This window comes from Desulfitobacterium sp. LBE, from assembly GCF_007830365.1.
Lineage (GTDB): Bacteria > Bacillota > Desulfitobacteriia > Desulfitobacteriales > Desulfitobacteriaceae > Desulfitobacterium > Desulfitobacterium hafniense.
In genome coordinates, this window is the sequence record NZ_VLKD01000001.1 from 90913 (window position 1) to 106134 (window position 15222).

General features: G+C 47.9%; 10 protein-coding genes. 8 read left to right on the forward strand and 2 right to left on the reverse strand.

Annotation, left to right across the window (positions count from 1 at the left end):
- The first annotated feature begins 268 nt into the window (after positions 1–268).
- The 4 genes from DESLBE_RS00445 (at position 269) to DESLBE_RS00460 (ending at position 5787) form a co-directional block, all read left to right on the forward strand.
- Entirely contained in the window at positions 269–946 is a 678-nt protein-coding gene (locus tag DESLBE_RS00445) for a hypothetical protein (protein ID WP_144674793.1), read from the forward strand.
- A 111-nt stretch (positions 947–1057) separates the two neighbouring features.
- A complete protein-coding gene (locus DESLBE_RS00450; protein ID WP_018211377.1) occupies positions 1058–1633 on the forward strand; it encodes a TetR/AcrR family transcriptional regulator in 576 nt (191 codons plus the stop codon).
- A complete protein-coding gene (locus tag DESLBE_RS00455) occupies positions 1623–2708 on the forward strand; it encodes an efflux RND transporter periplasmic adaptor subunit (RefSeq protein WP_005812710.1) in 1086 nt (361 codons plus the stop codon). The genes DESLBE_RS00450 and DESLBE_RS00455 overlap by 11 nt, the downstream gene beginning before the upstream one ends.
- Positions 2698–5787, forward strand: coding sequence for an efflux RND transporter permease subunit (locus DESLBE_RS00460; protein WP_144674794.1), 3090 nt, complete (start codon positions 2698–2700; stop codon positions 5785–5787). Before DESLBE_RS00455 ends, DESLBE_RS00460 begins: the two co-directional genes overlap by 11 nt.
- A gap of 69 nt (positions 5788–5856) precedes the next feature.
- On the opposite strand, the gene rmuC is transcribed toward DESLBE_RS00460, so the two are convergent.
- Positions 5857–7206, reverse strand: a complete 1350-nt coding sequence (rmuC, locus tag DESLBE_RS00465) for a DNA recombination protein RmuC (protein ID WP_018211379.1) — start codon at positions 7204–7206, stop codon at positions 5857–5859.
- A 302-nt stretch (positions 7207–7508) separates the two neighbouring features.
- On the opposite strand from rmuC, the gene DESLBE_RS00470 reads away from it, so the two are divergent.
- The 3 genes from DESLBE_RS00470 (at position 7509) to htpG (ending at position 10098) form a co-directional block, all read left to right on the forward strand.
- Positions 7509–7778, forward strand: coding sequence for a type II toxin-antitoxin system Phd/YefM family antitoxin (locus tag DESLBE_RS00470; protein WP_144674795.1), 270 nt, complete (start codon positions 7509–7511; stop codon positions 7776–7778).
- Positions 7759–8073, forward strand: a complete 315-nt coding sequence (locus DESLBE_RS00475; RefSeq protein WP_144674796.1) for a type II toxin-antitoxin system RelE/ParE family toxin — start codon at positions 7759–7761, stop codon at positions 8071–8073. Before DESLBE_RS00470 ends, DESLBE_RS00475 begins: the two co-directional genes overlap by 20 nt.
- Before the next feature lie 180 nt (positions 8074–8253).
- Positions 8254–10098: a molecular chaperone HtpG gene (htpG, locus tag DESLBE_RS00480; protein ID WP_144674797.1), complete on the forward strand. Its 1845-nt coding sequence runs from the start codon at positions 8254–8256 to the stop codon at positions 10096–10098.
- A gap of 77 nt (positions 10099–10175) precedes the next feature.
- Here htpG and DESLBE_RS00485 read toward each other — a convergent pair whose 3' ends face one another.
- Positions 10176–12014, reverse strand: a complete 1839-nt coding sequence (locus tag DESLBE_RS00485) for an MASE3 domain-containing protein (RefSeq protein WP_144674798.1) — start codon at positions 12012–12014, stop codon at positions 10176–10178.
- Positions 12015–12283: 269 nt separating this feature from the next.
- On the opposite strand from DESLBE_RS00485, the gene DESLBE_RS00490 reads away from it, so the two are divergent.
- Positions 12284–15220, forward strand: a complete 2937-nt coding sequence (locus DESLBE_RS00490; RefSeq protein WP_144674799.1) for an FAD-binding and (Fe-S)-binding domain-containing protein — start codon at positions 12284–12286, stop codon at positions 15218–15220.
- Positions 15221–15222 lie beyond the last annotated feature (2 nt).

The following is a 15222-nucleotide window of genomic DNA, read 5'->3' on the forward strand; positions in this document are numbered from 1 at the left end:
CAAGCTCCATGTTGTGGCGGCACCAGCAAAGGGTGAAAGTATCGCCGGGTAGCATAAGCCAAACTCCAATGCCGTCTGCACCACTAATTGAGATGACAAGTTTATCGATATTTGCTAAGATATACTTGAGTGTGACAAGAAACAAAGAAAATTGGGGCAATATGTCATTTTGATTCTATGCCAATTTTTGACGATCAGGAAGAAAAATGTGTCCATCTGAATAAGATGAAACAGACGGCCCAGGAACATATGGACAGGGGGGAAGAGTATGGGAAGTTGGGAAAGTGTCGTGGTAGCCATCGGAATTATCCTCTTATTTTACTTCGCGAGGCGCTATACCCCTGGTCAGAAACATCCCAAAACCATGAAAACAGGGTCGCGGTCTAAAGAAGAGACCCCAGCTTTGGAGATGATCCTTACCAAAAAAGAAGCGAAGCATGTACCGGTTAAACCGGCTCCTTCTTCCCAAGGGGCCGCCAGCCTTGTGATGCATCCCCACAGTTTTGAACGGGCTAAGCGGGAGTATATGCATTATGCACAGCAATTCAGCGGGCTTTACGAAGTGCTCTTTTTATCCTGTTCAGGAAAAGCGTCCGCCCAGGGGCGGGAACAATTGCTTAAGAATTGGGAGGAAGGCATTGTCGGTACAAATGCCCCGAATTTTATACTGGCTTGGAATACCATTATCCAAAAATATTGTGGAAGAAATTTTTACTTTAAAGGAAATGTAAAAGGAAAAAGCGACCAGAGTGAGGAAGAACGGATTCTTCAGGATTGGTTGAAAATACTGTTCAGATGGGGCCTTCATCGGGAACCCAGGGGTCAAATCCAGCTTGAACCACATGGTGGAGAGCCGATTGGCGTCCAAGACCTGAATTATTATTGGGTTCTTAATGGGGAAGTGCTCGAAGAAGGGCGAGGCAAAAGCCAGTCCCTAGGTCAATGAGTGGAGAAGATGCAGTTGCTGCATCTTTTTTCTTTCATATTGTTCTTGACAGAAAAGGAGTTGTATAGGAAACTAAAGACACTGAATTAGTTTCCGCAGGGAGGAATCAGGTTGCGAGACCGCATTTTAGAGAAAGCCTATGAATTGATTCAACGCTATGGGTTACGGGGGTTCACCATGGATGATGTGGCCGGCGAATTAGGGATCAGCAAAAAGACCATCTATAAATCCTTTGCCTCTAAAAACCAATTGATCAGCCGGTTGGTGGACAATATCGTCGAGGTGGAGAAAAAGACATTTATGGAAGCCATCAGCGGTTATTCCACATGGCTGGGGAAGTTTGAAGCCATGCTGACCATGTACACTCCGGAGGATATTCCTTTTCGGCTGGTGGATGAACTCTACCGTTATTATCCGGAAGAAAAAGAAAAGATTGAAAGATTGGCTGAGTTCCGGCAAGAGATTTTTTATCCCTTGATCCAAGAGGGGCAGGCTACGGGAAAAATCCGCCTGGATCTTAACCCGGCGATCATCGTGTCCATGATTCATAACCTGTTCATGATGCCGGCTGATCCCAAGATGCTGGAATCTCAGGATATTACCATCAAACAGCTGCTGGAGCAAATGAAAAACCTGGTTTTTTACGGAATTCTTAATCATGGGGAGGATAATAAAGATGAGGTCTAAGCCTACTGGATCGTTTATGGCGCTGGTCATGAGTTTGACATTGATGTTGGGAGGGTGCACTCAGGCGGCTGCGGTAACCCCTCCGGAAAAGGAACATCTGGTTCAAGTGCAAGAAGCTAAGGAAGGGGCTTATCCGGTGGACCTGCGCTATACAGGACTTACCTCTGCCGGCGAACTGAAAAAGTACAGCTTTAAAATTCCGGGAAAACTCACGGATATTGCCGTGGCAAAGGGAGCTTTGGTGAAGCCGGGCCAACAGCTCGCTGCTTTGGATACCGCGGAGTATGGCTTAGCGGTTCAAGCTGCTCAGCTTAATGTCACTAAAGCGGAGAAGGCCTATACGGAAGCCCGGGATAACTATGGGAAGTTAGAAAAGCTCCATGAAGCAGGGGCTCTGCCGGAAGCAGATCTTATTAAGGTTAAGCTGGATTTGGATGTGAAGGAAGCAACCTATCAGCAAGCTCAGCTTGAGCTGGAAGCCAAGCAGATTCAGCTCAATGACGCACAGCTTTATGCTCAGAATGAAGGCTATGTGGTGGATATTCTTTTCCGGGAAAGCGAAGTAGTGGCCGCCGGATATCCAGTGGTGGTCATTCGCTCCCCTGAACAGAAGGTAACGGTGGGTCTGTCTCAAAGTGATGTTCAGAAGGTCAAGGTGGGGGATAGGGTGGAAATCACTTTAGATGGGCAAAAGGGAACAGGACATGTTGAACGGCTGGAAGCCGTTCCGGATCCTCAAACCCGCACTTATACTGCTGAAATTCTTATTACCGAGTCTTTTCCCAGTGAGAAATATTATCTTGGGGCCACAGCCGAGGTGAAGTTTGCCCAAGGTGAGGCAGCGGGGATATGGGTTCCCTTAGCCTGCATTCTCAATGATGGTGAAGATTATGTTTTTCTGGTTGAAGAGGAGCGGGCGGTGAAGAGGAATATTAAGTTAATGGATACCCAAGGGTTTAATGTCCGGGTAGAAGGCTTAAAGCCAGGGGAACATTATATATTCAGTGGGATGAAAAGTTTAAAGGAAGGACAGAAAGTCAGGATTCAAAGCGAGGGCACCTCCCATGAACAATAAGAAAGGACTCATTTACCACATTATCAGCAACTGGCGTTTTACCATCTTTTTCACCATCCTCACCATGGCCTTGGGAATTTACAGTTATTATATAGTCCCCAAGCAGGAGAGCCCGGATATCTCCGCCCCCTTTGCCGTCATTACCACCATTTATCCCGGAGCAGCTCCTGAGGACGTGGAAAAGCTGGTGACCCGGGTGATTGAAGATGAGATCCGGGAAGTCCCGGGCTATAAGACCTCCCAGTCCATCACCAAAAACAGCCTTTCTGTAGTTGTCCTGGAGCTTCACAATGACGTGGACGTGAAAGAGGCCTGGAACGAGCTGGGGCAGATTCTGGATGGAGCTCAAGGGAAAATTCCCGCCGAGTGCTTTGACATTGAAGCGGACACCAAGCTCTCCGAAACGGCGGGGATGATCATCAGCCTCTCCGGGGCAGGGTATACCTATGAGCAGCTTGCCGATTATGCTGAGCAATTTAAAAGCAGACTGGCCAAGATTGATGGCATTTCCCGCTTTACCGTGACCGGCGTTCAAAACAAAGCGGCCCGCATTGAAGTGAAGATAGCTGAACTGAACAAGTACAACATCTCTCTTGACGAACTGGTATCCTTGATTCAGGCTCAGAACCTGCAGATTCCTTCAGGTTCCTTAAGCGATCAGCGGGTGAAGGTCAATGTCAGCTCCCCCGGTCTTTTTACATCACTCAGCGATTTGGAGAATATGATCATCGATGTATCTGCTGAAACCGGGGCCCCCATTCGTTTGCAAGACCTGGCGGACATCCGTTGGGATATTGAGGATGCCGATTATCAGCTTAAGCACAACGGACAAAATGCCATTATGCTGAGCGGCTTTTTCAAAGAGAACCGCAACATCCTGCTGGTCGGCGAGGATGTCCGGGCGGAGCTGGACCGGCTGAAAGCGGAACTGCCCCCGGAATTAATCGTTGATGAGGTGGTTTATCAGCCCACAGATGTGGATAAGAGTGTGGCTGAATTCTTTAAGAATCTTTTGGAAGGCATGGCTTTGGTGCTGATCGTGGTGTTTTTGGGGATGGGCTTCAAGAATGCTTTAGTAGCTTCCACAGCAGTTCCTCTCTCCATTGTCATTACCTTTATTGCCATGCATCTTCTGGGGATACAGCTTCAGGAAATATCCATTGCCGGTCTCATTTTAGCCCTGGGCATTCTGGTGGATGATGCTATCGTCATTATCGATGCCATTCAGGTGCATATCGATCAGGGATTGGAGAAGATGGAGGCTTGCATCCGCGGTATGAAGCAAGCCATGATTCCTGTGTTTTCAGCCACCCTTACCATCGCAGCCGCCTTTTCCCCCATGCTCTTTGTCCCCGGTCCGGCGGGAGAATTTCTGAGGAGCTTGCCCCAGACGGTGATTATTGCCGTGAGCGCTTCCTTTTTGGTAGCGATTACCGTGACTCCCGTCCTGGCTTATCTATTCTTTGACAAGTTGAAGAAAGAGGATGACAAACGGACTCCCCTGCGCCGTGTTTATGGGTATGCTTTGCAAATCGGCATGCAATACAAAAAGTCCACGGTGTGTGCAGCCATCTTGCTGATTGCCATCGCTGGTTACGGTGCCCTCCAGCTTCAGATTGAGTTTTTCCCCAAAGCGGATAAGAATGTTTTTTATATTAACCTCTATTCGGAAAATGCCTCCGACATCTCAGCTACAGCCCGGTTGGCGGAACAAGTGGAAGGAATTCTCCAGGAAAATGAGGAGATCATCAGTTATTCCACTGCTCTGGGAGGCGGTCTGCCCAAATTCTATATCACACTGCCTAAGGCGACTCCTGCTAAAGATTTTGGCCAAATCATGGTCAAGGTGGATTTGGCCAAAGGGGAATTCGCCAATAATGAAGACCTGGCCCTTCATCTTCAGGAGCAATTGGATCAGCATTTAATCGGTGGCTCGGCTAATGTGCTGTTGTTGGAAAAAGCTATGCCGGGAGATCCCCTGGAGGTGCGGGTCAGCGGCGCCGATCCCCTGCAGGTCAGGGATGGGGTCGCTTTAATCCGCCGGGAACTGGAGGGGATTCCCGGAACCATGAAGGTGGCGGACGATTATGTCGCCGGTGAATACGAATTTGTGGTGGATGTGGATACGGAACGGGCTACGACTATGGGCATCACCAATTACGATATCCAAAGACAGATCAATATTGCTTTGAGCGGTGCCGAAGCATCTCTATTCCGCATCGCCGGCAATGAGTACCCGATCCTGGTTCAAAGCGATGTGAAGAGCAAAGAGGATTTGGAAAACCTGGCTATCAAATCCTCCCTGGCCGGTCATAAAATCCTGCTTAAGCAGTTAGGAAACATCCACCTCCAAGCCACTGTGCCCACGATTAATAAATATGATGGGGTTCAGGCGGTGACGATTTCCGGAAAAGTGCAGCCGGGATTCAGTGCCGTAACCATTGAAAATACCTTGAAACAGCGGCTGACGCAATCGGGTTTTGATTTCTCCGGGCTTACGGTGAGCTATGAGGGAGAAGCCAAAGATATCAAGGATAATTTCGGAAGTCTGGGGACCACGGCGATTTTCGCCTTGTTCCTCATCTACGTGATTTTGATGATCCAGTTTCGTTCCTTCCTGCAGCCGGCGATTATCTTCATCACCATTCCCTTATCCGTGATTGGAGTGGTGGCAGGGTTGATGCTCTTCGCCCAGCCCTTATCCTTTACGGCTTTGGTCGGGGTGGTAAGCTTGATGGGACTGGTCATCCGCAACGCTATTTTGCTGATTGAGTTTATCAATCTGGCCCGGGAAGAGGGAATGTCCATCGATGAGGCCTGCCATTTTGCGGTCAACCGCCGTTACCGGCCCATTATTCTGGCAGCGGTGACCACGGTCATCGGTCTGGTTCCTCTGGCTTTTTCCGGAAGCGATCTGTTCACCCCTATGTCCGTGGCTTTGATGAGCGGATTATTGATTTCCACCCTCTTTACCCTGGTGGTGGTTCCGGTATTGTACAGCCTTCTGGTCCGGGAGGGGAAAGGAACGGCCCCCGGCGCTTCTGCTGCCGGGAAAAGGGAAATGGGTCAGAGTATGTAGAAGCTTACCAGACAGAAAGCCGCCGCCGGAGGACAATATGTTCCTCGGGCAGCGGCTCTTTGTTTTGACCTACTCCTCTTCTCCGGCGGCCAGCAAGGCCGCGCTCTCCTCCACAGGCAGAGTCTGCACCTCTTTAAGCTTCCGGCCGATGGACCGGGATTTCCGGGTGGCGGTCTCGATGGTGTTGCTGGCTTCCTGGAGCTTTTTCTGGGTCTTTTCCAAAATCTCCGTGAACTTGCCGAACTCCGTCTTGACTGCACTCAGGAGATTCCAAACCTCACTGGAGCGCTTTTCGATGGCCAGGGTTCGAAAGCCCATTTGCAGGCTGTTAAGCAGAGCGGCTAAGGTGGTGGGACCGGCGATAACCACTTTATACTCTCTTTGCAGCAATTCACAGAGCCCGGGGCGGCGGAGAATCTCCGCATAAAGACCTTCAACAGGCAGGAACAGGATAGCAAAATCCGTAGTGTTGGGAGGGTCCACGTATTTTTCATGAATGGATTTGGCTTCCGTTTTGATGCGGTATTCGAGGGCTTTCTCCGCTTCGGCGATCCGGGGAAGATCGCTTTGTTCCTGGGCATCCAATAAGCGATGGTAATCCTCCAGAGGAAATTTGGCATCGATGGGGAGATAGACCAGGCGGTCATGTCCGTCTTTAGCCGGAATATTGATGGCGAATTCCACACGGTCCTTGCTCCCGGCTTTAGTGGCAATATTGATCGAATATTGATCAGGGGTCAGGAGCTGTTCCAGGAGATTGCCCAGCTGGATCTCGCCCCAGGTTCCCCGGGTTTTGACATTGGTGAGGACTTTTTTCAGGTCCCCGACACCGGAAGCCAAGGTCTGCATTTCGCCCAAGCCTTTGTGGACTTGTTCAAGCCGGTCGCTCACCATTTTGAAGGACTCACCAAGTCGCTGTTCCAAGGTACTGGTCAACTTCTCATCCACGGTAACCCGCATCAGCTCCAGCTTTTGAGCATTATCCTGCTGAATAAGCCGCAGCCGTTCCTCAACCGTTTGGCGCAGCTGTTCCAGCTTCTGCTCATTGGTTTGAGAGAGATTGTTGAGCTGCTTAGAGAATATATCCAGTTGACTGCGCTGGAGAGTGGCGATTTCCGACATTTGGGTGAGCTGGGAGTCGCTGAAACGTTTTAAGGCGTGACTCATTTCCTCACGCCCTTGCCGGGAGTTGGTATTATGCTCTTCCCGGTTGCGGGCAAACTCCCCTTGCCAAAGGCGTTCCTGGCGTTCCAGGTTTTTTTCTAATTGGGTTATTTGGTTTTCCAAGGACTGAAGTTTGGTATGTAGAGCGTGAGTAGAGTTCTCCCGTTGGAATCTGAAAAACTGAATAAGCAGAAAAACAAGGATAAGGACGGTAAGGGCTGTGAGAGCGCTGTTTAAGACAGGCCAATAGGTCATGAATGATTCCTCCTAATGGTTATGGAATGGGTTATGTAATCGTCGTAGTGTGAGACCTCCTTTATTTTAGCATAGTGAAGGCAAATTTGCTCTGTTATGGCTGGGTGTGGCTGGTTTTTCAAAGCTCTTGACGTCTGACTTTTCAGTTTGTGAAGGTAAGGGATAGTGGAGAGGATGATGAAACGAATGGGGGAGATTGCCGTGTATCCTCCGTCTACAAAAAGCTGTTGATGAGATGGCGAAATTATGATAAAATAACGCCAGATAGTAAGCCGTCAATTTCAACAGAAGGAGGATGCGATATGATTACTATTCGACCTGTTTCGGATTTAAGAAATAAGTTCACAGAAATTGAGGAAACCGTTAAAAAAGGCGATCCGGTTTATCTCACTAAGAACGGTTACGGCTCTATGGTCGTGCTCAGTCTGGAACAATACGCCGCGTTGACAGATGAAATCGAATTAAAACTGGATGAGGCGGATAAAGCCGCGGTAGTGGACAGCACCCGCTACACGGAAGATGAGGTTTTCAGCAGAGTGAGGGGTCGCATTCATGAACGAAAAACGTTATAAGCTGCGATTTCTTCAGCTGTTTGAGGACGATTTGAACGAAATCGTGGACTATATCGCGGGACGTTTGCGGAATCCAATGGTGGCAGACGCCCTTGTGGACGATGTGCAACAGGCTATCCGGGGCCGGCTTTCCTGTGCGGAGGCGTTTGAACAATACCATTCTGCAAAAGAGCGCCAATACCCATACTACCGCATCTATGTCCGAAACTACACCATTTTTTATGTGGTGATCGACGACATCATGGAAGTTCGCAGAATTGTTTACAGCAGGCGCAACCTTCCAGAGGAAATCTAACCCAAAATACAGAGAAAAGCAGTCCTTGAGGATTGCTTTTTTGCTGCCAAAAGCAAGGGGGACACTATAGAGGGCCATTAAAAGGGCCTGAGACCATTGACAATAAAGGCTTGACCTCTGACCAAATTTGATTAAAATATTTATTGTATACTATTGGATTAATATGGAGGGTTTAAAACAATGAGTCAGATTGAAACAAAAGAGTTCCAGACAGAGATCAGGCAGCTGCTCGATATTGTCATTAATTCCCTTTATACGGATCGGGAGATTTTTCTGCGTGAATTGATTTCCAATGCTGCCGATGCTTCAGAAAAAGTAAGGTATATGCAATTATCCGGACAAAATGTCAAGGATCAAGAGCTTCCCCTGGAAATTCGCATTACTCCCGATGAAAACGCCAAGACCTTAACCATTGCCGATGCCGGTATTGGCATGACCAAGGAGGATTTAATTGAGAATATAGGGACCATCGCCCATTCCGGCTCCAAAGCTTTCGTGCAGCGTTTGGCGGAAGCAGGGGATAAGAAGGATGTCAATCTGATTGGTCAGTTTGGGGTCGGTTTCTATTCGGCTTTCATGGTGGCGGATAAGGTGTCCCTTACCAGCCGCTCCTATGAACCTGATGCCCAGGGCTATCGTTGGGAATCCGACGGAAGAGGCAGTTACAGTATTTCTGAAGCAATGGATCTGCCCCGGGGAACCAGCATTACCCTTCACCTGAAAGAAGATGCTCATTCCTTTGCCCAGGCCGATACCGTGAAGCGCATTATTAAGCAGTACTCCAGCTTTGTGCCTTATCCCGTCTATGTCGGTGAGGAAAAGATCAATACAGTTCAAGCCTTATGGACGAAGAACAAGAATGAGATCTCTGAAGAGGAGTACAAAGAGTTTTATAAGTATATCGCCAATGCCTATGACGAGCCTTTAATGCGCATGCATTTTTCCTCAGATGCTCCCATTAACCTCAATGCATTGCTGTTCGTTCCTAAATCCAATATGGAAAAGTTCGGCTTTGGACGGATGGAGGCCGGGGTCAACCTCTATTGCAAAAAAGTCCTCATTCAGGAAAAAGCCAAGGACATTGTTCCGGAGTGGCTGCGTTTTGCCCGGGGCGTGGTGGACAGTGAAGAACTTCCCTTGAACATTTCCCGTGAAACCATGCAGGACAGCGCCTTGATCGCCAAACTGAATAAGGTGGTGACCAGCCGCTTCCTGAAATTCCTGGATGATCAAGCGAAGAACGAACCCGAGATCTTTAAGGAATTCTGGAATGAGTTCAGTATTTTCCTTAAGGAAGGGGCTGCCAACGACTTTACCCATCGTCAGGAGATCCTGAAGCTGCTGCGCTTTGAGTCCTCGAAGACGGGAGAAGGGGAGCTGATATCCTTAGGGGATTATGTGGGCCGGATGAAGGAAGGACAAGAAGCGATCTACTTTATCAACGGTCCGACCCGGCAGATTATCGAGGAGGGTCCTTATTTAGAGGTCTTTAAAAACAAAGACTATGAAGTCATCTATACCTATGATGGCATCGACGACTATGTCTTCGATATGATCAGGGAATATGACGGCAAGCGTTTGCTGTCCGCCGATCATGGGGACCTTAACCTTGCTGATGAGGATGGGGCCTCGGCAGAGGAAAAGCTTTTATCAGAAGAGGAGCTTAAAGAATTTAATGACTGGCTTAAGGAAGTGCTGGGGGAGAAAGTGACGGAAGTCCGTGAATCCAAGCGCTTGGTGGACAGTCCGGCCATCATCCTCAGTCATTACGGTACCCACAGCATGCAGCGGATGATGCAGCTGATGAACAGGGACCTGCAGGACGTTCCGGCCGGAATTCTGGAGATCAATCCCAAGCATGTTCTGATCCAGCGTCTCAACGGTTTAAGAAAGCAGGAAGATTCCTTTGCTCCTTTGGCCGCTGAGCAGCTTTTTGCCAATGCCCAGATTGCAGCGGGAATCATCGTGGATCCCCGGAGCATGGTCAGCCGGTTAAATGAGATACTTGAGAAAGCCTTGAGATAACTCAACAAAAGACACAAGGAAGCGCAGCAGTGGCAGATTGCTGCGCTTCGTCATCTTTAGGACTTGGCCTCGCTATACTAATCGGAAGAGATGAGTATGGACTGCAAAGGAAAACTAATCAGAAATTGGGTGCCCTCAGGGCTGGAAAGGACATCGATCCTGGCGTTATGGGATTTCGCTATTTTATAACATATGGATAACCCTAAGCCTGTTCCGCTTTCCTTTGTGGTAAAAAACGGGGTGCCTAGTTTTTCCAATAATTCTTTGGGTATGCCATGGCCCTCATCTTTAATGGCTAAAACAACAGTATGGTTTTTTTTATAAGTTTGGATCGTCAGGCATCCCCCTTCAGACATCGCTTCAAGGCCATTTCTGCATATATTTAAGACCATCTGGGTAATGTCTTTGGGGCTGATCTCGATATCGGGGATATCTCCGGGGGTAAAACGGATTTGTTTGTTTTGGGTGAAAGAATCGGCCTCAATCAGGGGATGCAGGTTTTGCAGCAATGTATTGAGGTTAAAGATTTGGTAATTGGGTTTATGGCTTTTGGCCAGGGTAAGAAATTCTTTGATGATCGTGTTGGCCCGATCCAGCTCTTCTATCATGAAGTGGAGGGTTGATTTTTGCCCCATATCCTGAGTTTTTTCCCCCATGAGCTGAAGATATCCCCGGACTGTGGTCATGGGATTCCTGATTTCGTGGGCGATACCGGCAGCCATCTGACCTACCAGGTTAAGGCGGTCCAGCCGGACCATCTCCGTATGCAAGCTTTTTAACTCCTTAATATCCGTGAGCGACATTAAGATGCATTCTTCATGGCCCAGCTGGATGGTTTCAGCAGAAATCGCCGCAATACCAGTGATACTTCCTTCCCTCTCCAGAGAGATTTCTATATTGCCAAGGGCCGTTGCCCCCGAGTGAGGTTTGTTGTTTTTGGCATAGTCGAGGATTTTTGTCCAGTCTGCTGCATTGAACCCTACTTCGAGAGGAGTTTTGCCGATCACATCTTCGCCTGAAAGCCCCAGGTAATTGGTAAAGCAATGATTTATTTCTAAAAATTGATTATCCGATATTCTGATAATAGAGAGACCAACCGGTGCAAACTGAAAGACTGTATTAAAATATTGAAAACCTGATGCGATTTTTTTGAATGGTTCGTGTAAGTTTTTAATCAGTATGTTTTTGAGGATAAAGATATATCCCAGGAATTTAAAGATATGCCCTGCCACATTATCTATATCGTAGATATTATTGTATATTGTGAAAAATAATTCGCTAATGAGGAGCAAAAGCAAGGCATTCGAAAGGTTGGAGCGCTTCGGCACCTCTTCGCTGTGAGATTTGTGAATTAATATGAAAAGTGCTGCAAAATTCAAACTGCACACAAAATATTCAACAGCTATTTTGAGAGGAGTTAACCCGCCGTCGGGAGTCAGTATAGCAGGTAAAGAAGCTCCCCATTTCATAATGACAATCAAAATAATCGTTAAACAGACAGAGCCAAGAACTCTGGAAACTCTTTTTTTCGGAGCCCGATTTAATATGTAAATCAAAAGACCAATTGCCTCGGTCAGCCGGGCAATTAACCAGAAATAGGTTGACCTTGCTCCTGTGGAGTTGAGAAACATGCCTTTATAAGTTAAGACATGCATTAAATCATAGAGGCCCACCGACATAAAGATGATACCAAGAAGGTACTTGCGGTCCGATTTAGTATAGGGGTAAGAAGCTAAGCATTGCAAGGCGATAGTAAAGGATACAATAATGCTGAAGAACTCGAGAAGAGTATGAAGAAAAAGGAAATAAGGGGATGGGATAACCCATTGAATGTCTGTATAAACTAATCTACTGATGAAATAAAGCAGCCCTATTGCTGCGATGCTGTGATGTTTCAGGGTTTTCCACAAAAACAAAAGACAAACCTCCAATTCTGTATATTTTGCTGAAGAAAGTGTTTAATAAGCCCTTTGTATTATAAAAATTGTAAATATTCTTAATACATTTCGCTAGGAATGCCAATTATCCTGTAATTTTGTCGTTTTATTTAGGAAAAATCTAAAAAAACAATTTTATTAAAAGGAGAATGATTAAACCTAACGAAATTAAATAAACTGAGCTGAAATAGAATCTCAGACCAAAATTCTGTAAACACTAACCTAACTGTAAGAAAGGACGTGAAGTCATGACCCATTGGCAAAGCGGAACACGCCCCCTGAATTACTATGTCAACCCCAGTGATCCCCGCAATCTGAAACAGAAGGAAGAGGATCTGAAAGAGCTTCCTCAAGAATATCAGGATTTTTACCGGGAGGTATCTCAATTCGTACCTTATCAGCGGATTTTTATCGATCCTCTCTATACTTTAGGTTATGGAATTGATGCGAGCTTTTACCGCCTCATTCCCAAAATTGTGATTCGGGTTCTCAATGATGCAGAGATGGGGGAGATTCTGCGTTTATCGCAGCGGACGAAAATACCGGTCACTTTCCGCACAGCAGGCACCAGCCTTTCCGGACAAGCCCTTACGGATTCTGTGCTGTTAGTGCTGCAAGGCTCTTGGCGGCACTATAAAATTCATGACCATGGCAAAAAGATCAGCTTGGAGCCGGGGATTCTCGGCGTGGAGGCCAATCGCTATCTTCGCTCCTATAAACGCAAGATCGGCCCGGATCCTGCATCTATCGATCACTGCATGATCGGCGGCATCGCTGCCAATAATGCCAGCGGTATGTGCTGCGGCACCTCGGATAACAGCTACAAGACCGTGGATGAAATGCGGATTATCTTCGATGATGGAACGGTGTTGGATACAGGGGATTCCTCCTCGCGGCAATATTTCAGGGAACGCAAGGGAGAGCTGATCCGGCAGATCGAAGAGATACGTGACGAGCTTAATGCCGATCCTGATCTGGTGGCCATGATTAAAAAGAAATATAAGATTAAAAATACCACGGGTTACAGTATCAATGCTTTTGTTGATTTTCAGGATCCCATCGAGATCATTAAACATATTCTGATTGGTTCGGAAGGGACCTTGGGTTTTATCTCTGAAATTACTTACAAGACCGTTGTGGACTATGACCATAAAGCTTCAGCCTTGATTATGTATCCGGATATGGATCATGCCTGCCGTGCCGTGATGAAACTGGATCGGGATTTGGTAGCGGCGGCTGAGATGATGGATAGGCCTTCCCTGCGCTCTGTGGAAGATGCTCCCGGAATGCCGGATTATCTGAAGACTCTTTCCGATACGGCAACAGCACTTTTAGTCGAAGTCCGGGGAGCCAATCCTGAGGAACTGGAGCAGCGGATTAAAAACGCCACCGCTGTCCTGGAAGATATACCGACCATCTTCCCGATCAGCTTTACTTCAGTGAAATCAGAATATGAAACCTATTGGAAGATTCGCAAAGACATCTTCCCCGCCGTAGGAGGTGTGCGTGCCCAGGGTACGGCGGTTCTGATCGAAGATGTGGCCTTTCCTTTGGAGCGCTTAGCCGAAGCTACTGCCGATCTGCGGGATAGTCTCAATAAATTCGGCTATACCGATGCGATTATCTATGGCCATGCTCTGGATGGCAACTGGCATTTTATCTTCACACCTAAGTTTGACAGTGACGAAGAGATCGCCCGTTATGAGGGATTGATGAATGAGGTCAATGAATTTGTCGTGAAGAAATACAATGGTTCCCTGAAGGCTGAGCATGGCACAGGCCGCAACATGGCCCCCTTTGTGGAGCTGGAGTGGGGAAGCAAGGCTTATGAGCTGATGAAGCGGATTAAATCGGCTTTTGACCCCCATAATCTCTTAAACCCCGGTGTGATTATCAATGACAACAAGAATGTCTATCTGGAGAATTTGAAGGCCATGCCGGCCTCTCATGAAACCATTGACCGCTGCACCAACTGTGGATTCTGCCAGGATATCTGTCCTTCCAAGCATCTCACCACCACCCCCCGGATGCGTATTATCCTGCAACGGGAGATCTCCGACTTGAAGCGAACCGGCAGGGAGCCGCAACGCTTGATGCGCTTGCTCAGGGATTATGATTATGCCGGCAATGCCACCTGTGCTACCGATGGGTTATGTGCCACGTCATGCCCTCTTAACATCAATACAGGGGATAACACCAAATACTTACGCTCTCGGGCTATTACACCGGCAACCCGCAAGGTGGCAAGGGCCCTGGCCAAGAATATGAACGGGGTAACCGGCATTATGCGCTTTGGCTTAGGTGCCGTAGATGGAGTCCATGGCTTTTTGGGCACGCGCATCTTAGGCGGCATGGCCAGAACAGCCCGGGACGTCTCCCAGAGCAAGATCCCCTTATGGAATGAATGGATGCCCAGTAAAGGCAAGGGCAAGGTTAAGCCCCGGCCGCCCTTTGCCTCGGCTCAAGGGGGTGAAGTCCTGAAAGTCGTGTATTTCCCCAGCTGCATCAGTCGCTCCATGGGACCGGCCCGTAAGGACAAGGATCAAAGACCTCTTAATGAAGTGATGTGCTCTCTGCTTGCCAAAGCTGGCTATGAAGTGATTATTCCGCCGGGGTTGGATAAGCTTTGCTGTGGCATGCCTTGGGAGAGCAAAGGATTTTTTGATATTGCCGATGAAAAAAGCGCAGAATTGGAAAAAGTTCTGCTCCAAGCCAGCGAGAATGGCAAATACCCCATCGTTTGCGATACCAGCCCCTGCCTTTACCGTATGAAACGAGCCTTCACATCAGGTATAGAGCTTCATGAATCCGTAGAATTTACCCATGACTTTTTGCTCCATCGCTTAAAGATCAAGAAAGCACGGGAAACCATTGCCGTTCACGTTACCTGCAGCTCGGTTAAAATGCGTCTGAGTGAAAAGTTCAAAGCCCTTGCCGAGGCTTGTGCTGAAAAAGTAATCATTCCCGATGATGTTCATTGCTGCGGTTTTGCCGGAGATAAAGGGTTTACTTACCCGGAATTAAACGATGCCGCACTGGCGGGACTTAATGGAGCCCTACCGGATAATTGCGCCGGAGGATATTCCAACAGCCGGACTTGTGAGATCGGCTTATCCGCTCACAGTGGCATCAGCTACCAATCCTTAATCTATCTGGTGGATCGCTGCTCCAGTCCCTTAAGGTAAAA